Source organism: Pseudomonas sp. dw_612 (assembly GCF_018449725.1).
Lineage (GTDB): Bacteria > Pseudomonadota > Gammaproteobacteria > Pseudomonadales > Pseudomonadaceae > Aquipseudomonas.
This window is the reverse complement of the sequence record NZ_JAAVVC010000001.1, coordinates 44,132-65,577: the sequence shown is the minus strand read 5'-3', so window position 1 is coordinate 65,577 and position 21,446 is coordinate 44,132. Positions and strand designations below refer to the sequence as shown.

The window sequence follows — 21,446 nt, the reverse complement described above, 5'->3', positions numbered from 1 at the left end:
GGAAAATCCACGGAGGCTGTGCCTGACTGATTTTTCCCCTTTGATGGAGAAGCGGGCTATGCGGCGTAGAGGGACGCAATTCTGGCTCTGGAGCAACAGCCAATTACACAGTCGCAGCCACGATGAGGTGCTGACCGACGGTACGCAGATCGAGGTCCAGTCGCGGTTCAATCGTGAGCATGTGCCCCAGGTTTTCGTCGGCGTGTATACCCGCGATGGCACGCCGCTGGCGGAAGAGTTTTATGACCTTGAGGGGCATCCCTCCCTGGCGAAAGCCCTGGCATGGGGAGGCTCACGCGCCCAGGCGATCCTCACCACCGTGTCCGGATTCCGCGCGCCCCATCGCATTCAACCAACAGTGGGCGTGATGCTGGAGGACCAATGCGAATTGGCCCTGCGGCATATGGAAATGTCCGACGAAGAAACGCTTCGGCTCAAGCGCCAGGATGCCTGGGACGAATACCTGAAAGCCAAGCAAGCCGTGCTGGAGATGATGCGTTCCAGCAAGGTCGACAACGAAGTCTGGGAAACCCAGAAACGCCGACTGCGCAACGCCATCGATCGTCGGGCGGCGCTGCGCCATACCTGGCCCTGCGACTGACGCTCAAGGCATGGCCTGTTCCTGACGGGTCAGGCAGGCCAACAGGCACGAGGGGTCGATGACCTCATCGTTGACGTAGATCCCGCGCTCCGGATCGTAGGAGCGGATAAACACCCGCACGTTGGCATCCGCCACGGTGGGCAGTTGTGAGTCGTAGAACACATGTTCACTGGCGATCGGGATGAAGTCCTGCGGCGCGCTCGGGATGTACGCGCGCGGCGGCACTGAACTCAAGGTGGGTGGCGCCGGATGGGCGAAGGGCTGGTCCGGCCCGTAGTAGATCAATGCACTGCTGGTGCTCTCGGTCTGCATCGGACTGTCGTCCGCGTGCACCGCGCTGGCGGCAGTGAGAAGGGCGATGAAGCACAGCGTCAGATCGGTTTGTTTCATGGCGACACCTGCGAACTCGGTTTTCCCGCATTTCCCCAAGGCTGTTAACTATAGCTGTCGTGCGGCCACGCGCTCGCGACGGTCCGATTACAAGATCGCAACAAAGCCCCGATGTGGTTTCCCCGGACGCTGATCTAGACTCGTACCGGTCAATAAAAACGAGAGCTGGAGTGAGCAATGGACATGCCGACCCAACAACAAGCCGTGGCCAGTAACCGCGAGGCCTGGAACGATTCCGCCAAGCATCATAAGGACGGTCCTGAATGGCAGGGCGTGCTCAACGCCGTCAGCCAGGCCGATTTTTGCTGCATCGACGAGACATTGCGCGGTGTGCTGGAACAGGTAGGCGTCGAAGGCAAGGACGTGGTGCAACTGGGCTGCAACAACGGTCGTGAAAGTCTTTCGCTGTTTGCCCTGGGGGCGCGATGGGTGACGGGCGTTGATCAGTCCGCAGCCTTTCTTGAACAGGCTCGGGAACTGACGGCCCGTTCACCCCATGCGGCCGAGTTCATCGAGGCGGATATTCATCATTTGCCTGCAGCGTTGCACGGCCGTTTCGACGTGGCGCTGATCACCATCGGTGTCTTGAACTGGATGCCGGACATCGGCGAGTTTTTTCGCCACGTCGCGCAAACCCTCAAGCCCGGCGGCGCGATGGTGATCTACGAAACCCACCCGTTCCTGGAAATGCTCGACCCCGAAGCCGCCGACCCTTATCGCCTGGACAGCTCGTACTTTCGCAGCGAACCGTTCGTGCAGCATCAGCCGATCGTCTACGAAGGCAAAGTCGAACAACCGGCCGCTGCGTCCTACTGGTTCGTCCACACCCTCGGCGCCCTCTTCACCGCCGCCCTCGACGCTGGCCTGCAGATCAGCCACTTCAAGGAATACCCGCATTCCAACCGCGAAGAACTGTATGACCGGTATGAAAATCAGGTGGCGCAGTTGCCGTTGTGTTTTACGTGGGTGGGGGTGAGGCGCTGAGAGTCTGAGCTGGAGAATGTGTTGCTTCGACTGACGCCATCGCGGGCAAGCCTTGCTCCTACAGGGGATCTCCTTATGACGAAGATCCAATGTGGGAGCGGGCTTGCCCGCGAAGGCGGCCTCACAACCAATTGCAATGAAGCGGATGTACTCAAGTCCCCTGTAGGAGCTGCCGAAGGCTGCGATCTTTTGGCGGTATCGAGTCGGTCACCCGATCAAGATCAAAAGATCGCAGCCTGCGGCAGCTCCTACGGTGATGAGTACAGTCGGGGTTTTCAGGCCCCTGCGGTTGCGCCAGCCACCACTGGCCGTCCTGGTTTGCGCAGTGGGTCGAGGCGCGAGCCTTGGTAGCGGGTTTCGCGGTAGAAGCGCCAGCGCCCGCCGAACAAGCCGTAGACGTGGGTCACGCGGCCCTGTTCGTGGTAGCCCATGCGGATGTGCAGTTTCAGCGCCGGAATGTTGTGGGTTTCGCAGACGTCCACTACTTTGTTGCAGCCTTGGGCGGTCATGGCTTCCCAGAGGGCGACCTGGACGTCCACCGACAGGCTGGTGCCGAAGTAAGCGCGGGTCATTTCACCGCCGAACTCGAAGAACTCCCCTGCTTTCACTGGGAACCAGCAGCCGTAATAGTGACGGTCGTGGTAGTCCCGGGTGCTGCCCCAGATGAATCCGACGGCGTGGCCTTCCTCGTCCAGGTACATGTGCCCGGTGTGGCCTTCGGCGGCGAGTTCGGCCATGGTCCCGACGCGGTCACCAAAGTGCTTGGTGAAAGCCACCGCGTTGTCCTCGGTAATGGTCACCTGACGCAAGCCGGAGTAGGGCCGCAATTTGTGTGGCGGCACCGGACTGACCAGGTCGCGCTCCATCCACAGCAGCTCCCAATGGAAGAACACGTAGCGCTTCCAGAATGCCCGGAAGAGGTTGCCCAGTCCTTTTTGCCTGATACGTTCGCGCAGTTTTTCGATCACATTCATGACGCTCTCCTTAGCCGAGGCCAGGGTGTTGTGGGGAGGCTTTTGATGGGTATAGATGAAGCTTGCAAGTTCATGTCAAAGCGCCAGCTTTGAATGTGTTGCAACGTGTGTAACTCATTCGAGTGCGGCAGTACCGGCCTGAAAATCCCTGCTGACAACCGCATAAGACACCCGCTCGATACCGGCAAGGCGCCGCTCTAGCACCTGCGTCAGCGACTCGCCGGGGTTCAGGTAGGCATCGCCAAAATCAGCCCCGAGCTGGTTCGGATGGGCGACGATTTCCAGCAGACCGTCGGTCGGCACCGGGGCGTTGCGCAGGTCCACCGGCGTGCACACGTAGTCCGCCGTTGCCCCGGCCAGATTGCGTAGGCGTCGGTTGAGCAAACCCTTGAACACGCGTTTGGGCAGGCTCAGGTTTTGCCCGAGATTTCGCGCCAGCCGCACCGCCACGCCTTGGCGAGCCGCGAAGCGCGCGACGATTTCGCCGATGGGCCAGATGTTGTGTACGTGCTGATGGGAATCGAGGTGGCTGGGGCGCACGTCGTGTTCCAGGCAGTGCTGCCATTGGGCCTCCAATTCGTCCATCACCGCTTCGCGATCCAGGCGATTGAGCCAGAGGGTGTGGCGGGGCAGGTTGAGGTCGAATCCACCCTGGCGGTCGCAGAACGTCGGGCGCTCGAGAATGCCCTGGCTCAACGGTCTGCCGTAGGTGAGGTTGAAGTGCAGGCCGATCCGTCCCTTGAGCAGCGGATGCTGGGCCATCAGGCAGGCCGCTTCGAACGCCGGCATGTTCGCCATGGCCGTGGCGGAGCTGATGACCCCGGCCTGGAAGGCCCCAAGGATTACCGCGTTTTCGCACGGGCTGAGGCCGAAATCGTCAGCGTTGACTATGACTTGGTGAGGCATGTTCGCCCTCCATGGTTTTTTCAGTAGGCGCCTGAGGCTTGGCCGCCGGCGTGGAAACCGTGACCACCGCTGCTGTCCGTTTCGCCCGCCATTGTTGCAAGAGCGGTTTGAGTCGCTGCCAGACACGCAACGCCAGCCCCAGCACCAGGCCACTGGGCCGCCAGGAATAGAAACTCCAGCGCCAGTGTTCCAGTTGCCCGGTCATGCGCTCGTGGAGTTGATGACTGGAGTTTTCCAGGCTGACCCGCGAGGCATCAATCCAGCGCCAGTTGTCGTCCAGGCCCCAGCGGATCCACTCTTCGAGCAGCACTCGGCCGCTGCCCAGGTCGGCGTATTGCGGCAGGAACGCCAGGTTGTAGTCGTACAGTCGACCCTGCTCCAGCAAGCCGAGGCGATAGCTGATGCAGCGGCCATCCAGCTCCAGCACCACCACGCGCACCAGGCCGCAAGCGGCGAGGGCCGTGAAGGCGTGGTCCATCCATTGTCGGTGGCGTTCGTCGGCGAAGATGCCGACGCCTTCATCACCTTTCCAGCTCACCGCTTCGACTTCGCTGATGGCCTGCAACAGCGGGCCCATGGTCGAGGCATCCGGGGTAATGCGCCGTACCTCGGCGCCACACGCGGCGATGCGTTTGCGCGCGCGGCGTAGTTTGTAGCGCGGATCGCCCGAGACTTCCTGGTGGTCCGCTTCGCTGATCAGGTGCACCGGCACCTTGCAACTGAGTCGCCGTTCACCGGTGGAACTGTGAGCCATCCATTCCGTCAGGGCACTTTCTTCGCCCGTGGGTTCGGACAGTTCGTTGAGTTGCAATAACGCGTGGGGCAAGCGACGGCGGATCACGATCAGCGCCTTGCGGATGCTCTCGGCATCGAGGCAGGCGAGCAGCGCCAGGCGATCGGTCAGCGGATAGCCGAGGTGATGCAACACCCGGAACGGCAACCCGCCAAAACGTTCGCGCGACGCCACCAACGGCAGGCACAGCGTCAGTTCATCACCCCGCCAGCCGAGCAGCACGTGCAGGCGTTCCCCGTCCTTGAGCGCCTGTTCCGCAGCGCCCAGCCAAGCCAGGGTGTTGAACGGCGTGTGGTCCGTCACTCGCAGACGCAGCGCTTCATAAGCCGCTGCCGGAAAGTCCGGGGCGCACAGCGAAGTGCGCCATTCGAATCGTGTCGCCATCAGGTCAGGTCACCTCTGCTGCAACAGGGCTCGGCGTCGGTTTGCGCAAGGCATCCAGACGTGAACCGCTGTAGCGGGTTTCGCGGTAGAAACGCCAACGACCAAACAGCTCGTAGACGTTCATGATTCGTCCTTGCTCCTTGTAGCCCATGCGAATGTGCAGCTTGAGTGCCGGAATGTTGTGGAATTCACAGACATCCACCACGGTGTCGCAGCCCTGATCGGCCATGGCTTTCCACAGGTCCAGTTGCAGGTCTACCGACAGCGTGGTGCCCCAGTAGGCACGGGTCAGTTCGCCACCGAATTCGAAGAACTCGCCAGGCTTCACCGGGAACCAGCAGCCGTAATAATGTTTGTCGAGGTAGTTGCGCGCCGCGCCCCAGATGAATGCCACCGCGTCACCTTTATCATCCAGGTGCATTTGGCCGGTGTAACCCTCGCGGGCCAGTTCAGCCATGGTCCCCACGCGGTCGCCGAAGTAACGCGCGAAGGCACTGGCGTTGTCGGGCGTGATGTTGACGACCCGCAGCGGCGGATAAGGTCTGAGTTTGTGGGGCGGTACCGGACTGACCAGATCGCGCTCCATCCACAGCAGTTCCTGGTGGGAATACACGTAGTGCTTCCACACCTTGTTGAGGGTGGCGCGCAGGCCTTTTTGTCTGATGTGTTCACTGAGTTTCTTCAAAATACTCATGTTATTAACTCCTGACGGGATCGGCCGTGATTGGAGTAATACAACGCGCGGCGACATGCCTGCGCAGCCATGCATTCGAACGGCGGTCATGAGGCGATCCAGCTGAGAGCAAACAGGGTTTCCCCTGGTAAATCGAAGCTGATGCGACCGTCCCGGCAGTGGAAAGGCGCGTCACGGCTGCGGTTGTCGGCGCCGAAGTAGCGCAATGAACCTTTGGCCAACGGGCAGTTCGCCCCGCTCAGGTCCACCCGTTGCAAGCGTGTGCCTTTATTGACCCCCAACAAGCTGCGTTGCAGGTCGGTGGCCATGGCCAGCACGTCGACTTCGAAGGCGTCGTTTTCCAGGGCCATCACGTCGTGCAACCAATGCTGCTGGATAAACTGCTGGGCCAGGCCCACTGGTTTCATCTCGAAGTGATCGTCATCCAGGACCTTGATCATGCCTTTGGGGTAGTTCGGCTCATCGGCGGCCTGGAACCAGTTGAGCATTTCCAGCAGACCGTCCTGGGCCGAATTGATCGCCACCGAGGCCCACCACAGCGAGGCGAAATGGGTGTCCTGATCGTAGGGGCTCAGGCTCGAGCCGCTGGACAGGTTGGTCTGGTCCAGCAGCAATGCCTTGCGCGGCCGCCCGTTGGCGTCCAGCCCCACGAGGTCGGCGGCGCGCCGCACGCTGTCGCGGTAGACCCGAGTCGCCAGCAGGTCGCGAATCATCCATTCGTGCCACGCCAGGGCGTCGATCTGCTCGCCGGATTCGGCCAGTAGACGCCGTGCCCAATCGATGCCGCGCTTGTCCGCCGCATTGTCGGCGAAGGGGCCGTTGATCAGCCGCGAACTGGCGGGCATGGCGATACGAATGCCGGCCTTGGCGTTGGCTGGGTCGCTGCGCACTTGCCGGGCCATGCTGTTGAAGATGCTTTGGTAGTGGGCGTAATCGGGGTAGTTGAGGTTTGGCTCGTCCGCGAAACCGATGTAGTGGATGCCCTTGCCGCCAAGCGCACGGGTGCTGGCGAGCCAGGCGTCGAGTCCGCCATTGCTCGTGGTGTCGGCGCGCAGGTCGGCCTGGCGCAGGCTGCCGGCCAGCAACGTGATGTCCTGGGTGATGCCGAAACGGTCCTGATACAGCTGACGGAACGCGTCTTCGTAGTGCGGCTTCTTCGCCGTGATGTCGACGAAACTGTAATAGCTGGCCGCCCGCGCCCCGAGCGCATCAAGTACCGCAAAACTCGAGGGCGGCGGCATCACATAGGGCAGGGCGATGCCCAGATTCGGGGTCGGGCCGAGCACCTTGTTGTGCAGGGTCAGGCGGGTCTGGCCGTCGTCTTCACGCAGCGGTTTGAGTTGCTGCGGTGTCTGCGCGAACAGGTTGGCAGTGCCGTCGAGCCAGAACGCCACCTTGCCGCTGCCGCGCAGGCGCAGGCGCCAGACTTGTTCGCTGCTGCTGACCGGCAGTTCGACCTGATCAAACTGCCAATAGGCGCGATAGGGTTTGAGCGCCAGCAGCACTTGGCGACTGTCGCCCACCCGCTGGGCTTGCAGGGCGCCGACGCCACCGTGGAACTTGCCGGCCAGCACCGCGTGTTCCCCCGGCGCCACTTTGAAAAACAACTCATCGCCGTCCCGGACTTCAGCGCTGAAATGCACCTTGGCCGGCGCGAACAGCGCCACGGTGTGTTCGTCGTGCTCGACTTTGTAGCGGCGAAAGCTGTAGCCCGGAATCTCCAGTCGAGCACTGGCGGCACCCGGCGCCAAAGGCCAGCTCTGGGTGCCACGGGTTTCGCTGGCGGCAATCAGGCGATCGCCCTGGAGTTTGCCTTGGCCATCCACCAGGTAAATGTGTTCTTCGTTGGCGTCCGCCTGCCACGCCGGGACCCAGCGCACGGTCACGGTATCCGGGCGATCCGTTTGCAGAAACAGACTGCCGTCACGAATGTCGGCCCAACGCATCGACGCCGCCTGAGCTTCAAGCACGAGGCCCAACCCCAACAGCAGCGCCAGGCGTTTCATGCCGACTTCCTTTGCAGCATCAGCAGCATCGGTGCGACGTCGCTGGGCAGGATGATCAATGTTTGCCAGACCGGCACGCCACTCAAGCGGCAATACAACACCAGCAACGCGATGGTCACCGCCAGATAGGCAATGGACGAAGCAGCGGCGGCGCCGACGATGCCGTAAGCCGGAATCAGTACCAGGTTCAGGGCCAGGTTGAGCAGCGCGCCGATGCCCATCAGCAGCGACACCGTGCCGGGGCGATTTTTGCCCAGCAAGTCCAGGCGCAGAATGCTGGCATAGCACAGGCCCAGCAGTCCTGGCAGCAGGGCGAGCAAGGCGGGATACGCGGGTTGGTAGGCGATGCCGAACAGCGTGACGATCAGCCATTCGCCGATCACCGCCATGGTCAGGCACGCGCCGAGCATCACCGTGGCGGTCAGGCGCAGGGCCAGCGGAGTGACTTTGTCCATGCCTTCGTCTTGTTGCAACAGACGTTTCATCAACGGCGTAGTCACCGCTTCCGGGACGATCAGCAGCAGTTCGGCGGCGGCGCTGGCCATGGCGTAATGACCCAGCGCGGTGCTGCCGAGCAGGGCGCCGATGAACAGGTAATCGGAACGCAGGATCACTTGCTGGAACAGCAGGTCGGGATGGCTGCGGGCGCTGTAGCGCAGCAGTTCATTTTGACTGGCGCGATCCCATTGCAGGGTCAGCGGTTGATTGCGCTTGAGCCAGACCCAACCGGCCAGCACCACCAGACTGATGCCCGCCAGCCAACTGATCAGTGCGGCTTCGAGGGCGGCGGTTTTCCACATCCAGAACAGCGCCAGAAACAACAGCAGCGGCGCCAGGGATTCCACCAGGCGCAAGGCGTTGAAAGCGACCACTGCACCGGACGCGTTGTGCAAGGTCAGCAAGCCGCTTTTCAGCACCGTCAGCGGCACCGCCAACAGCAGCAACCAGGCGAGCAAACCCAGTTGCGTGGTGATGTCCAGTTCGCTGCCGAACTCCCGGGTCAACGCCACCACCAGCAACGTCAGCAGCAGCGCCAGCAAACAGCCGAACACCAACACTTGGCTCAGCAGCAAACCCATCGGGCGTTGCTTGGCCGCCTGATAACCCACCGCGGAATTCAAGCCACCGCTGGTGGCGGCGCTGATCAGGTCGGGCAGGGTGCTGAGCAGGGCAAACAAGCCGCGTTCGCTCGGCCCGAGAATCCGCGCGAGCAACACATTGCGCAGCAAACGCAGGCCGATCATCGCCAGTTTGGTGCCCATGCTCAGGGCCAGGTGCTTGAGGTAATGGCTGCGGCTCATGGCCGTGCCCCACGGTAGATGCGCCACGACAGCAACTCCGGATTACGCGCGGTTCGCTGGCTGACGCCGAAGCGTGGCAAGGCCAAAGGTTCGCCGCCGCCACGGTAGATACCGGTGCCGGTGCCGAGGGCGAACGGGAATTCGTGGTCTGCGACCTGTTGCCGAACCCGCGCGTCGTGGTCGCCGTTGGGGTAGCAGTAGACCGGCAGCGGTCGGTTGCAGCCGTTCAACAGCGCATCGCGGCTGCGGCTCAGTTCTTCGTGCAAACGTTGATCGTCGAGGCCGGTGAGGATCGCGTGACTGGCGCCATGGGGGCCGAAGCGCACCAAGCCGGAGGCTTCCAGCGAGCGCACTTGATGCCAGTCCAGGGCCTGGGGCAGCGACTCTTCGGGGCATTCGTCGGTCAGTCGACTCAAGTCATCCGCTGCCAGGGTTTTCAGGCTTTGCAGGTAGTGCAGCAAGGTCAGGCTGCGGCGCTGCACGTCCAGGTCATCCATCAGCACCGGCAGCGGCCGACCGACCTGTTGCAGGCACTCGATCAGGTGCATCCGGGGTTTTTCGCCGTGACTGCCCCACAGGGTTTCGCCGAGGCTTTCCCACCAGAAACGCTGGCGGCTGCCGATGAAATCGGTGGAGAGAAAAATGCTTGCCGGCACCTGATATTGCTTGAGCAACGGGAAAGCATTCACGGCGTTGTCGCGCCAGCCGTCATCGAAGGTCAGGGTCACTTTCGGCCGCTCCGAGCGCTGGGTGCCGGGATGCAGGATGTCCATCAGCGGCACGCAGTCGAAGTGTTTTTTCAGCCAGACCAGCAAGTGCTCGAAGGCCTTGGGCCCGACGCACAGTTCATTGCGATGGGGCAGGTCGGCGGCGCGATCGTTGGCCAGCACCCGGTGCAACATCAGGATCACCCCGGCGCCATGCAACTGATTGCGCCCCACCGGGGAGTTGAGGTACAGCCAGCCACTGGTGCGCTTTAATAATTGTTTGATCGCCATGGCACGCGCCTCTCATCGATTTTGCTCGGGGTTCCACTGGCTGTACCGCTGGCCACGCAGGAACTGCCACAGACCAATACTCATCCCGGCAAGGGTCACCAGAAGGAACGCGGCGAGGCGAAAGGGTTTGGGCAAACGGTGTTGCGAATCCAGCAGACCGGCGATGGCCACCGCGTAGCCGAGCAGTTGCGCTACCAGAAACAATTGATAGAACCCGTGGTCGTTCCACAGCCAGAAATTGCTCAGGAACAACGGCACCAGCAGGATCGGCGCCAGGCGCCGGATCAGCTTGTGGCTGATCAGCGCAATCGAATACAAACCGTGCTTCAGCGGATTCAGCAGTTCGCTGCGCTGGGCCAGGCTTTGCAGGCCACCGACGGTGACGCGCTGACGGCGGCGGAATTGTTTGTCCGCTTCGTCGACGCCGTGGTCGATCACCTGGGCCTCGGGCACGTAGACGATGCGTTTGAACGCCACCGGCGCGCAGGTGCTGATAAAGAAATCGTCGTTGACCTCCGCCGGTACGTTCTGGAACAACTCGCGGCGCAAGGCGAGCAGGGCGCCGTCCGCGGAGACCATGCAACCGGTGCGATTTTCCACCCGGCGCAACCAGCCTTCGTAGTGGCGATAGAGGCTGTCGCCGATACTCAGGCCACCGCCGGTGACGGGGATTACCATGTGCCCGGCGCAGGCCCCGACCTTCGGATCGGCCAGTGGTGCGAGCAAGTGGCCGAGGGTGTCGCGGGACCATTGATTATCGGCGTCGGTGAACACCAGGATGTCGCCGGTGCTCAGCGCCACGCCGGTATTCAGGGCCGCGGCCTTGCCCTGGCGGGGCAGGTCGAGCACGGTGATGCGCGGGTCGATGACCTTGTGCGCGCAAGCCACGGTGTCATCGGTCGAACCGTCGCTGACCAGAATGATCTCCAGCCATGCGGGTTGGTAATCCTGGGCGAGCAGGGTGCGCAACTTGTGTTCGATGTGTCGCGCCTCGTTGTGTGCCGCGATCACGATGCTGACGTTCAGCGGGGTCGCCAGCCCATGCTGGCGCGCCGGAAACAACGGCGCCATCAGCGTCAGCAACAGCGGATAACCGAGGTAGGCGTAGACCGGCAATAACAGGCACAACCAGAAAATGAATTCAGCCACGGGCAGGCCTCCTGGCATTCCAACGGAACAGACTGAGAACGAATGCGGCGCCGGCCAGGTGCAGGCGCACCCAATGCAGGCCCCACAGCTGAAGGGTCAAGAGCAGGTCGCGGTGTTTGAGGCTCTGGCGCAGGCTCAAGACCAGCCCCGGCAGCGAGGTCATCGTCACCATGACCGCTGCATGGTGTGGGAAACCGTCCAGCAGTGCGGAGATCGCCAGGAAATCCAGCAACCAGATCACCAGCGACAACAGCGGAAAACGCAGCAAACGCAGGCTGTAGCCGTGGGTGCGCAGCAGTTGCAAATGACTGCCCTGGCGCCACATTTCCTTGCCCATCCATTCACGCCAACTGGCTTCATAACCCCAATGCAGGGCCACGCTTTCATTGACCGCCAGCAAACGCGCGCCAGCGCCCCGCAGACGCATGGTCAGGTCCTTGTCTTCGCCGGTGCGCAGGGTTTCGTCGAAGCCGCCAATCTGATCGAACCAGGTGCGGCGCATGATCAGGTTGGAGGTGGGCAACCATTGCACCGTGTGCAATGTGTGACTGACGGGGCGCAGCGTGCGGCGTTGCCAGGCATCCGCATACCACGGCGCCTGAGCCGGGGTGTGCAGGTCCAGACCGAACACATCGGCCTGGGCGGTGGACTCGAGTTCGAACAGCAAACTCAGCCAGTTCTCGGGCATCTCGACATCGGCATCGATAAAGGCCAGCCATTCCCCGGTGGCGACGGCCGCCCCGCGATTGCGCAAGGCACCGATCAGCAGACCGGGAAGCACCAGCACCTGTGCGCCGAACTGCCGGGCAATCTGTGGGCCGTGATCCTCGGAGCCGTTATCGACCACGATCAGCTCACATTCCACGCCCGCCGCATCGGCAGCCTTTTGCGCGGCGAGCAAGGTCCGGCCGATGTGCCGGGCTTCGTTGAACATCGGGATCACAATGCTGATTCGGTTCATGCCTTGGCCTCTGTCAGTGGGGCTTGTTCAGCCTTCAGGCGCAGGACGCTGGTCAGGGCGAGCATGATCCAGACGTACTTTTGGTTGGGGGCGCTGAGGAACATCAAGAACAGCGTCAGCGACAGGAAACTCATGCCCAGGTGCGTCATGAGGTCGGCCTGTTCCCAATTTCGTCGCTGCAGCCATTCGCGGCGGGCGCGAATCAGGTTGTACACGCCCAGGGTCATCATGCCGACGAACAACAGCCCGGCTGGAATCCCCAGTTCGCTGAAGATTTCCAGGTAGGTGTTGTGGGCGCGGCGGTACAAGTCACCGACTTTGCGGTTGGCCGAAAAGGCCTTGGCATAACCGGTGGTGGCGTAGTGCAGCGGGAAGGTGCCGGGGCCGGTGCCCAGCAGCGGGTTCTCGCGGATCATCTGGCCGCCGACCACGATGTAGGAGGCGCGACGGCCGAGGGATTCGTCCTGGCTCTTGGCGCCGGCGCTCAAGATGCTCAAGGACTGAATGCGCGCGATATACCCGGCTGGCATCGCATAGAGCGCCAACGGAATCGCGATCACCAGGCCGAGCATGGCAAACCCCAGGTGCCGTGGCCGGATACGCGCCAACTCGGCGCGGTAGTGCCAGACACCGATCATCAGGCTGAGGAACAGCACCACCAGGCCGGAACGGGATTCAGTCTTGGTCATGCCGCCCAACAGCGCCAGGCTGCACGCGCCCCAGAACACGCGGTGCAACAGGTTCGGGCTGCGGATCACCAGCAACAAACCCATGGGCACGGCGAAGGCGATCAGCATGGCAAAGGCGTTCGCATCTTCCAGCAGGCCGGAAGCGCGGCCCTGGTCCTGATACTTGACGGAAAGCATCGTCAATACGCAGGTCGCCGCCACACTGAGGGTGATCAGTTTGGCGAACATATCCAGGTTCAACTCGCGCCCGACCAGCAGCGTGATGACAAACAGAATCAGGCCGACGCTCAGCTCCCGCAGGTGCCCCATCGACATGCCCATGTCATCGGTATTGAGCGTGCTCAGCAGGTACAACACCATGAACCAGATCAGGAAGCGCCAGATGTTGCTGCGCAGGCGTTCGGATGGAATCTGGTGGATGGCCAGTTGCAGCATCAGGATCACGGCCAGCGAAGCACCGATGAACTTGGTCCCCGAGAGTGCGCTGTCCTTGAAGAAACCCTCGAATGGCACCAGGGCGACGATCCCCAGCAAGCCCCAACCGGGCTTGCGATAGAGCACCGCGACACCCACCAGGCCGATGACCGCGCCCGGTGCCAGAAACGGATAAGGGCTGGCCAGCAAACCGAGGCAGACCAGGCCGAGCAGACTGATGATCGAGAGCGGAAAGATCACGCGCGTGCCTCCCGTGCAGTACGGATATAAAGCTGCGACCAGCGTTCGGCCAAGGCCTTGAGGTCGTAGCGATCCAGTTGTGTACGTTTTGCGTTGTCACTCAGTTCGCGGGCCAGGGCCGGCTCGGTCAGCAAGGTGCCGATCTGCCGGGCGAGGGCCGCGCTGTCGGTCGGCGTGGCGAGCAAGCCGTTGTGCCGCTCTTCCAGCACATCGGGGATCCCGCCGACACCGAACGCCACCACCGGCACTCCGGCCTGCATCGCTTCGAGCAAAATCATTGGCGTGCCTTCGGTGCGCGAGCTGATCACCAGCACATCCAGTTGCCGCCACCACGGACCCATGGCGGTCTGATAGCCGGGCAGGGTGATACGGTCCTGCAAGCCTGCGGCGTTGATCCGTGCCAGCAGCGTGTCCTGCTCCGGACCGTCGCCGAGCATCACGGCGTCCAGTCGCGGGTACTGCTGACACAACGGAATCAGCGCATCGAGAAACAGGTCCGGACCTTTTTCACTGCTCAGCCGCCCAACGTAACCGGCCAGCCAGCGCTGGCGATTAGCGCTGTGCGGCAGCACGCCTTTGGCCGCCGGCAAACCGTTGGGAATTACCTGCAACTTCTCCGCGCGGACACTGGCCTGGCGGCACAACGTGGCGATGCTTTCGGCGACGCAGACCACGCGATTCACCGAGGCGGTGCGGCACAGTTGCAGGCTCAGCCAGGTGTAGAACTTTTGCTTGGGGCTGCGCGGTGTAAAGCCGTGCTGGGTAATCACCAAAGGCAAGCGCAACAGCGTCGCGCCGACCCAGCCAAACAACAGGCCTTTGAAGTTGTGCGTATTGATCAGCGGCTGTTCCGCCCGCCGCTGACGCAAATGCCCGAGCAATGCCCCCAGCCCCGCGCAACCCTGGCAATTCACCCCGGCCTTGCGAAACCGTTCGATCAGGGCTGGCGGCGCATCGAGAAACAGCACCTGGTGCTGCCCCGGCGTCGCCAGGCAATGGTCCAGCAGCATCCGCTCAGCCCCATAGAAGCCGCCGCTGCTGAGCAAATGAATGATCGGCAAGGCGCTGGAAGGGTTGAGCGGCGCGTTCAATTGCGCACCCAATGCACGAAGCTCGGTACGGTCCAGTTCCGGTGCGGATTGGTCGGCTCGATGGCCTGCTCGTTGATCACCAACAGTACCGGCAGACCCAGTTCGTGGGTGATTTGCGCAGGGTGTTTGAAGCGGTGATCGAAGAACTCACGCACATAGACCAGGGCAATCGCCAGCAACAACCCGGTGAACAAGCCGAACGGGATGATCAGGAACGGCTTGGGAAACGCCGGGGCGGTCGGTTCAAACGGCGGGCTGAGCACCCGGGCGTTCGACAGGTCGTTGTCCAGCGTACGGGCCGAGCTGCTTTCGGCAAAGCGTTGAGCGTAGGTACCGAACGCCGCGTGCAGGGCGTCGATCTCGGTGTCCATCTGCCGCAGTTTGCTCTGGGTGACCTGCAACTGGTGGATGCGGTTCTTGAAGTCGGCGATGCGCGCGGTCTTCTGGGCGATCACCGAACTGACAATCGCCAGATCGCTGGTACGTTCCTGAATCCGGTTGCTCACCACTTTCAAAAACTGCTGGCGGGTGCGGGAGATTTGTTCGCGGGTCAGCAGCATCGGTTCGCTGCTCGGCTGGAACACCGCCAGGTCGTTCATGTAGCGGCTGACTTGGGTGGTCAGTGCTTCGCCCATCTGTTTGATCTCGCGATCTTCAAAGGCGACGTTGTCCACGGTGGTGGTGAAGGTGTAGGGGAAGGTGTAGTCGTTGAGTTTGGAGTTATTGGCGGCGGCCAGGCTGGACTTCAGGTAGTCGAGCCAGCGTTGGCTTTGCAGCAGGCGATCCTGGTACAGGTTGAGCGCTTGCTCCTCGGTGTTGATGGCATTGAGGCGGAAGGTGATTTCCTCCTTGGGATCGGACGAACCGATGGCCTCCAGCAACGTCAGCCGATTGCCTTCCAGGCCATCCAGACGCACCTCATATTGCTGCTTCTTGGTTTCATAGAAGCTTTGCGGCAGGTCGATGGATTGCAGTTCCTGACGGCTGACCAGGTAGTTTTGCAGCAGCGCCGCAACGAACTTGGTGCCCTGCGCGGGATCGCCAAAGCTGTAGACGATGGAGATCACGTTGGAGCCCGGCAGGGTCTCGACCTTGAGTTTGTCGATGGCCTCCTGGGTCAGCGAATCCAGCACCGTGTCGCGCACTGGATCAGTCTCCATCCCCAGCGCAGATTTCGCCGGGTTGATCACGTATTCGCGCAGCGGCGTGGTGACAAAGCGTTTCAGCGGCTCGGACACCAGTTTGCTCAGCATGCCGGGGCTGGGCGTGTACTCGCCTTTATCCCGCAGTTCGCTGATGGTCTGACGGATCAGCGCCGGGGAGCGCAGGATATTGCTCTCGGTTTCCATGTCCGCCAGTGACGGCGGAATGAAACTGGCATTCTCCTGATTCAGGGACGTTGTCGCGTCGCCCTGGGAGAGTTTTTTCGATTGGACGATCACTTGCGCGGTGATGTCGAAGCTCTGTTTGAGCACCAGCGGCAAGAGCAGGGCGATCACTGCAAAGATCAGGAAGACCCGTTTCACCAACTGCTTGTTGGCGAAGAAGATCCTGAAGAACTCGTGCAGGTAGTTTTCCTTTGGGTTCATGTCAGATCACCTGAGAGTTAGTTGCTGTTGTCGTCTTTGTTGTCGAGGCGGTAGCCGAAACTCAGGCCCACACCCTGGAACAACACCACGTCCGCCAATTGCCGTGCGAGCTCACCGGCGCTGGCCAGTTTGGTCTTGGGCACGTAGAGCATGTCGTCCGGTTGCAGGTAGGCAATCTGGCTGGCATCACCGGACAAGGCTTTTTCCACGTCATAGCGCACGGCCTTCACCTGATTGCCGTTGCGCCGCATGATCACCACCGAATCAAGGCGTGCCTTGACGTTGGCGCCCCGGGCGAGGGTCAGGGCTTCCAGCACCGAAACCGGCCGGCGAATCGGGTAGGAACCCGGTTGACCGACTTCACCCAGCACGTAGATTTCGTTGCCCGCCGTGGACTTGAGCAACACGTCGACGGTCATTCGCCCCGGCAAACTCGCATAGCGTTTGTTGAGGAAGGTTTCCAGTTGGTTGACGGTCATGCCTTGCAGCGGCACCGCGCCGATTTCCGGAAAACTCGCATAGCCGTCGGTGCCCACGGTGATCTCCCGGCTCATGCCGGTAGCCGGGTGGTTCAGCGCGCTCTTGAGGTTGGACTCATTGCTCAGCGGGCTGATGATTTGCACCGTCAGTTGATTGCGGTTGGGCTGGAACAGTTGTTTGCGCTGATAGACACGCTGGATCTCGGTTTTGGCTTCCTCTGAGGTCAGCCCGGCGATTTTCACCGACGTGTTGGCACCCGGCAGTTCAATGGTGCCGTCAGGCAGCACCAGTTGATTGCCGTTGAGCTGGCTGGCCGCAGTGAAGTTCAGGCCGATCTGGTCACCGGACTGCACGCGGTAAGCGTCCGAGCCGCTGGTGCTGATGTGGAAGATCACGTCCAGCACATCCTGGGGCCGCAAGGTCTGCTCGACCTTGGGCATGTCGGTGGCCTGGGCGTTGGCCGGCGCGGCCGTGAGGATATTCACCGGTATGTTGGTTTCGGCGGTGCTGGAGCAACCTGCAAGCGGCAGCAACAGCAGGAGAAGCATTTTGGCGTTCATGGCGTCATCCTTTTCTGGTTGCTTACAGGTTTTTGTAGAGCCATTTAGGCATGTAGTACTTGCGTCGGTTGAACACGCTGCCGACCAGTTTCGCCCCGGCCTGGGTCAGGCGCTGAACCGAGGCCTGGGCCACTTCCCAGCGAGTGTCCTCGGAGCGCACGACCATGATCACGCCGTCCACCTGGGTGCTGATGACCAGGGTGTCGGCGGCCGAATACACCGCGTCGCCGTCGATCACCACAAAGCGGTAACGACTGCCCAACTGATCGAGCAGCGGGCTCAGGCGTTCGGCGGTCAGGTGCTCAGTGCCGCGTACATGCCGGCCGTTGGGCAGCACATCAAACGGCAGGCTGGAGACCTGCACCACGCAATCCTGCAGCAGCGGCGGGGTGCCGGTGCTGAACAGCAGGTCGCGAAAGCCGCGCTCTTTTTGCAGGTTGAGCTGGGCCGTGAGGTTGGTCGCCGACTGGCTGGCGTCGACCAGCAGCACTTGGCCGCTGCTCATCTGCGCCAGTTGGCTGGCCAGCACCAGGGCGCTGGTGGTGGTGCCCGCGCCGGGGTTGGCGGCGGTCAGGAATAGGATCCGCAGATCTTGATCGAGCACGGTCGAGGTCAGGTTGGACTCGCTCGGGTTGGCGATGCTTAGGGCTTTATTGGTTGAACCGTCCATTTAACTCGCTCCGTGGCCGCTGAATACTTTGAAGGGGGTTTTGAACAAGATCTTCAGATCAAGCAAAAGGCTCTGCTCGGCGATATAACTGAGGTCCAACTCAACGCGCTGGTCGAAGTCAATATTGCTGCGTCCGGAGATCTGCCACAGGCCGGTCATGCCGGGGTAGATGCTCAGGCGTGCAAGGTGGTTATCCTTGTAGCGGTAGGCGTTGAACGAGGTGGGCCGAGGGCCGACCAGGCGCATGTCGCCGGTAAAGACATTGATCAGGTTGGGCAGCTCGTCGAGGCTGCTGCGCCGCAGGAACCCACCGATGCGGGTGATGCGCGGGTCCTTGTCGATCTTGAAATCGATGGCGTCGGCACCGTGTTTGTTCAGGTGGCGCAGGGATTCCTTGAGCTCCTCGGCGTTGGCCACCATGGTGCGGAACTTGTACATGCCGAACGAGCGGCCGCGATAGCCGGTGCGTTTTTGCACGAACATGACCGGGCCCGGGCTGCTGAACTTGATCGCCAGGGCCAGACCCAGCAACAGCGGCGAAATCAGGATCAGGATGACCAGAGCACCGAAGCAGGCCACGACCCGATTGGTGCGCGACAACGTCCAGGGCCGACCACCGTCGCGACCGGTCATCCAGCCGCGACCCTGCATGTGGATCGCGGTGTCCAGGCGCATTCGGTGCTCCGGGTCCAGGCGTTTGTCACGACGCATATTCTGGAGTGGCACACCTTTTTCATGTCCAGTCATAGACTCCTCCGCTGTAGCTCTCAGCCCTGTAGCTCAGCCGCGAGCGGCGCATGGGCGTGCAATGGGTAGTAATCGCGGAACCAGGCGACGAAGCGGCGAAGGCCCTCGTCGAGCTCGATGCGCGGGTGGAAACCGGTGTCTCGTTCCAGTTCGTGGACATCGGCACAGGTGTTGAGCACATCGCCCGGTTGCAGGGGAAGCAGCTCGACATTGGCTTTGCGGCCCAGGTGTTTTTCCATCAGGGCCAGGTAATCCTTGAGTTCCACCGGGTGCTCGCCACCGATGTTGTAGATCCGCCACGGCGCCATGCTGCTGGCGGCGTCCGGTTGTTCGCGGTCCCAGTCGGGGGTGATGCTCGGTGGCCGATCGACCAGGCGGGCGATGCTTTCGACGATGTCGTCGATGTAGGTGAAGTCGCGTTGGTGCTGCCCGTAATTGAACAGCTTCAATGGACTGCCCTCGACGATGGCCTGGGCGAAACGGATCGGCGACATGTCCGGCCGGCCCCAAGGCCCGTAGACCGTGAAGAACCGCAGACCGGTGCTGGGAATGCCGAACAGGTGGCTGTAGCTGTGGGCCATCAGCTCATTGGCTTTCTTGGTGGCCGCGTACAGCGACAGCGGGTGATTCACGCCGTCATGGGTCGAGTAGGGCGTGTGCTGGTTGGCGCCATACACCGAACTGGACGAGGCGTAGATCAGGTGCTTCACCGGATGGTGGCGGCAACCTTCAAGAATGTTCAGGAACCCGCTGAGGTTGCTGTCCAGATAGGCCTTCGGGTTGTCCAGCGAGTAGCGCACCCCGGCCTGGGCCGCCAGGTGAATTACCGCGTCCGGTTGCTCGCTGGCAAACAAGGCTTCGATGGCCGGGGCGTCGGCCAGGTCAATTTTTGCGAGCGGAAAACGGCCGACTTGCTCCTGCACCCAGCGCACGCGATCGTGCTTGAGTTGCGGATCGTAGTAGTCGTTGAAGTTATCCAGCCCGCAGACCCGGTGCCCGTCGCGCAACAGCCGCAACACACAATGGGCACCAATGAATCCCGCCGCTCCGGTCACCAGAATATTCATGGGCGCAGCACCTCCGGAACGATGTGCCGAAGGCCGATGCCGCTGTAATGCAAACCGGCGGCGGCCACCTGTTCCGGGTTGTAGAGGTTGCGCCCGTCGATGATCACTTTGGAGCGCAGTTTGCTCGCCAGCAGATCGAAATCCACCACCCGGAAATTTTTCCACTCGGTGCAGATCACCAGCGCATCGGCGTCTTCCAGGGTGTCGTCACGGGTGGCGCACAGGTGCAGGTCATTGCGGTAGCCGTAGATGCGCCGGCATTCGGACATGGCTTCCGGGTCATAGGCCTGCACACTCGCGCCTTCGGCCCACAGTGCATCCATCAGGTAACGGCTGGGTGCTTCACGCATGTCATCGGTGTTGGGCTTGAAGGCCAGGCCCCAGACGGCGATGGACTTGCCGGCCAGGCCTTGTGGAAATTGGGCTTTCAGTTTGCTGAACAGGATGTGCCGCTGGGTGTCGTTGACATCGGTAACGCTGCGCAGCAGACGCAATGGCATGCCGTTGTGTTCGGCGGTGTGCAGCAGGGCGCGCAGGTCCTTGGGGAAGCACGAACCGCCGAAGCCGCAACCGGGGTAGATAAAGTGATAGCCGATGCGGGGGTCCGAGCCTATGCCTTTGCGCACCGCTTCGATATCAGCCCCCAACAGTTCGGTGAGGTTGGCCAGCTCGTTCATGAAGCTGATGCGGGTGGCGAGCATCGCGTTGGCCGCGTACTTGGTCAGCTCCGCGCTGCGGTTGTCCATGAACATGAGCTTTTCATGGTTGCGGCAAAAGGGCGCGTAGAGTTCGCTCAACTGGTTGCGGGCGGTTTCGTCGTTGGTGCCGACGATGATCCGGTCCGGGCGCATGCAGTCGGCGAGGGCGCTGCCTTCCTTGAGAAACTCGGGGTTGGACACCACCCGGACGACCAGCGCGGCTTTGTCCCGGCGTTGCAGTTCTTCATTGGCGGCTTCGGCGACCTTGTCCGCGGTGCCGACCGGCACGGTGGACTTGATGATCAGGGTGCGATCGGCTTCCATGTAACTGGCGATCTGCCGGGCCACGTTCAGCACATGGCTGAGGTCGGCGGAACCGTCTTCATCGGCTGGCGTGCCGACCGCGATGAAGATCAATTCGGCGTGTTCGACCGCATCGCTGGCCTGGGTGGTGAACAATAAACGGCCGGCCTTGATGTTCTCTTCCAGGGTGCCGGAAAGTCCCGGTTCACTAATTGGTGGAACTGCCTGTTGCAACTGCTTGATCTTGTTCGGATCGATATCAACGCACAGCACACGATGTCCGACATCGGCCAGTGCGGCTGCTTGAATCAGGCCAACGTAGCCCGTACCAAATACGCTCACGTCCATATTGGCGTGCCTCGTAAGACGGTGGAAAGATCAGGAATTAGACTGTCAAAAGGGGTATAGCCCAGCCTCGGCATTTCGTGTCAGCAAAATGACATGTTGCAATGCTAGAACACCCCCGGTTTTGGGGGCGATTGGCCATCAAAGGCTTGCTGCTGCTGGTTCGGCCGCGGTTTTGACGGGTTTTTCACATTTGGAAGAAAACGATAAACGGTCGAGAGGCTTGAATTACAAGGGCTGTAGCACCTTGAGTGTGTCAGATTTGAGTCAACGTTTTTTTGACGCTTTGGAGAAAAGTCGGGCATTTCTTGCGGTTTGATGGCCCGGTGCTAGTGTCAAAAAATGGCCGACAAACTATTGGCCAGATACCTTCGACGAGCAGCGTAAATAC

The 21,446-nt window shown here is 61.6% G+C and carries 20 protein-coding genes; 2 read left to right on the top strand and 18 right to left on the bottom strand.

The genetic code is table 11. From position 1 onward, the window contains the following. Nucleotides 1-58 precede the first annotated feature (58 nt). A complete protein-coding gene (locus HB680_RS00285; RefSeq protein ID WP_213936622.1) occupies nucleotides 59-601 on the top strand; it encodes a hypothetical protein in 543 nt (180 codons plus the stop codon). A gap of 3 nt (nucleotides 602-604) precedes the next feature. Here HB680_RS00285 and HB680_RS00280 read toward each other — a convergent pair whose 3' ends face one another. After that, nucleotides 605-991, bottom strand: a complete 387-nt coding sequence (locus HB680_RS00280; protein WP_213936621.1) for a hypothetical protein — start codon at nucleotides 989-991, stop codon at nucleotides 605-607. 177 nt (nucleotides 992-1,168) lie between these two features. Between HB680_RS00280 and HB680_RS00275 the strand changes: the two genes are divergently transcribed. Next, complete coding sequence (locus tag HB680_RS00275) at nucleotides 1,169-1,975, top strand: class I SAM-dependent methyltransferase (RefSeq protein WP_213936620.1); 807 nt, start codon at nucleotides 1,169-1,171, stop codon at nucleotides 1,973-1,975. A gap of 275 nt (nucleotides 1,976-2,250) precedes the next feature. On the opposite strand, the gene HB680_RS00270 is transcribed toward HB680_RS00275, so the two are convergent. The 17 genes from HB680_RS00270 to HB680_RS00190 all read right to left on the bottom strand — a co-directional run bounded on the left by HB680_RS00270 (nucleotide 2,251) and on the right by HB680_RS00190 (nucleotide 21,058). Continuing rightward, nucleotides 2,251-2,949 carry an N-acetyltransferase gene (locus HB680_RS00270; RefSeq protein WP_213936619.1) on the bottom strand — a complete coding sequence of 233 codons (699 nt, stop codon included), beginning with the start codon at nucleotides 2,947-2,949 and terminating at the stop codon, nucleotides 2,251-2,253. A gap of 114 nt (nucleotides 2,950-3,063) precedes the next feature. Beyond that, the gene (locus HB680_RS00265) at nucleotides 3,064-3,855 is read right to left on the bottom strand and encodes a ChbG/HpnK family deacetylase (RefSeq protein ID WP_213936618.1); all 792 of its coding nucleotides are present in this window, start codon (nucleotides 3,853-3,855) and stop codon (nucleotides 3,064-3,066) included. After that, the gene (locus tag HB680_RS00260; protein WP_213936617.1) at nucleotides 3,827-5,032 is read right to left on the bottom strand and encodes a GNAT family N-acetyltransferase; all 1,206 of its coding nucleotides are present in this window, start codon (nucleotides 5,030-5,032) and stop codon (nucleotides 3,827-3,829) included. Before HB680_RS00260 ends, HB680_RS00265 begins: the two co-directional genes overlap by 29 nt. A 4-nt stretch (nucleotides 5,033-5,036) precedes the next feature. Beyond that, nucleotides 5,037-5,726: an N-acetyltransferase gene (locus tag HB680_RS00255; RefSeq protein WP_213936616.1), complete on the bottom strand. Its 690-nt coding sequence runs from the start codon at nucleotides 5,724-5,726 to the stop codon at nucleotides 5,037-5,039. Between the two features lie 86 nt (nucleotides 5,727-5,812). Continuing rightward, nucleotides 5,813-7,732, bottom strand: a complete 1,920-nt coding sequence (locus tag HB680_RS00250; protein WP_213936615.1) for a hypothetical protein — start codon at nucleotides 7,730-7,732, stop codon at nucleotides 5,813-5,815. Then, complete coding sequence (locus tag HB680_RS00245) at nucleotides 7,729-9,033, bottom strand: oligosaccharide flippase family protein (protein WP_213937090.1); 1,305 nt, start codon at nucleotides 9,031-9,033, stop codon at nucleotides 7,729-7,731. The genes HB680_RS00250 and HB680_RS00245 overlap by 4 nt, the downstream gene beginning before the upstream one ends. Continuing rightward, nucleotides 9,030-10,031, bottom strand: coding sequence for a polysaccharide deacetylase family protein (locus tag HB680_RS00240; RefSeq protein ID WP_213936614.1), 1,002 nt, complete (start codon nucleotides 10,029-10,031; stop codon nucleotides 9,030-9,032). Before HB680_RS00240 ends, HB680_RS00245 begins: the two co-directional genes overlap by 4 nt. Nucleotides 10,032-10,043: 12 nt before the next feature. Then, nucleotides 10,044-11,180, bottom strand: coding sequence for a glycosyltransferase (locus HB680_RS00235; protein ID WP_213936613.1), 1,137 nt, complete (start codon nucleotides 11,178-11,180; stop codon nucleotides 10,044-10,046). After that, nucleotides 11,173-12,141 carry a glycosyltransferase gene (locus HB680_RS00230; protein ID WP_213936612.1) on the bottom strand — a complete coding sequence of 323 codons (969 nt, stop codon included), beginning with the start codon at nucleotides 12,139-12,141 and terminating at the stop codon, nucleotides 11,173-11,175. Before HB680_RS00230 ends, HB680_RS00235 begins: the two co-directional genes overlap by 8 nt. Next, nucleotides 12,138-13,505: an O-antigen ligase family protein gene (locus HB680_RS00225; RefSeq protein WP_213936611.1), complete on the bottom strand. Its 1,368-nt coding sequence runs from the start codon at nucleotides 13,503-13,505 to the stop codon at nucleotides 12,138-12,140. The genes HB680_RS00230 and HB680_RS00225 overlap by 4 nt, the downstream gene beginning before the upstream one ends. Then, nucleotides 13,502-14,596 (bottom strand): glycosyltransferase family 4 protein, encoded by a 1,095-nt coding sequence (locus HB680_RS00220; RefSeq protein ID WP_213937089.1) that lies wholly within the window; start codon nucleotides 14,594-14,596, stop codon nucleotides 13,502-13,504. Before HB680_RS00220 ends, HB680_RS00225 begins: the two co-directional genes overlap by 4 nt. Continuing rightward, entirely contained in the window at nucleotides 14,593-16,185 is a 1,593-nt protein-coding gene (locus HB680_RS00215; RefSeq protein WP_213936610.1) for a Wzz/FepE/Etk N-terminal domain-containing protein, read from the bottom strand. The genes HB680_RS00220 and HB680_RS00215 overlap by 4 nt, the downstream gene beginning before the upstream one ends. A 17-nt stretch (nucleotides 16,186-16,202) precedes the next feature. Beyond that, on the bottom strand, nucleotides 16,203-17,225 hold the full coding sequence (locus tag HB680_RS00210; RefSeq protein ID WP_213936609.1) for a polysaccharide biosynthesis/export family protein: 1,023 nt from the start codon (nucleotides 17,223-17,225) through the stop codon (nucleotides 16,203-16,205). Between the two features lie 22 nt (nucleotides 17,226-17,247). Beyond that, entirely contained in the window at nucleotides 17,248-17,895 is a 648-nt protein-coding gene (locus HB680_RS00205) for a CpsD/CapB family tyrosine-protein kinase (protein ID WP_213936608.1), read from the bottom strand. Continuing rightward, on the bottom strand, nucleotides 17,896-18,642 hold the full coding sequence (locus tag HB680_RS00200) for a sugar transferase (RefSeq protein ID WP_213936607.1): 747 nt from the start codon (nucleotides 18,640-18,642) through the stop codon (nucleotides 17,896-17,898). Between the two features lie 20 nt (nucleotides 18,643-18,662). Beyond that, a complete protein-coding gene (locus HB680_RS00195; RefSeq protein ID WP_213936606.1) occupies nucleotides 18,663-19,709 on the bottom strand; it encodes an NAD-dependent epimerase in 1,047 nt (348 codons plus the stop codon). Continuing rightward, entirely contained in the window at nucleotides 19,706-21,058 is a 1,353-nt protein-coding gene (locus HB680_RS00190; protein ID WP_213936605.1) for a UDP-glucose/GDP-mannose dehydrogenase family protein, read from the bottom strand. The genes HB680_RS00195 and HB680_RS00190 overlap by 4 nt, the downstream gene beginning before the upstream one ends. Nucleotides 21,059-21,446 lie beyond the last annotated feature (388 nt).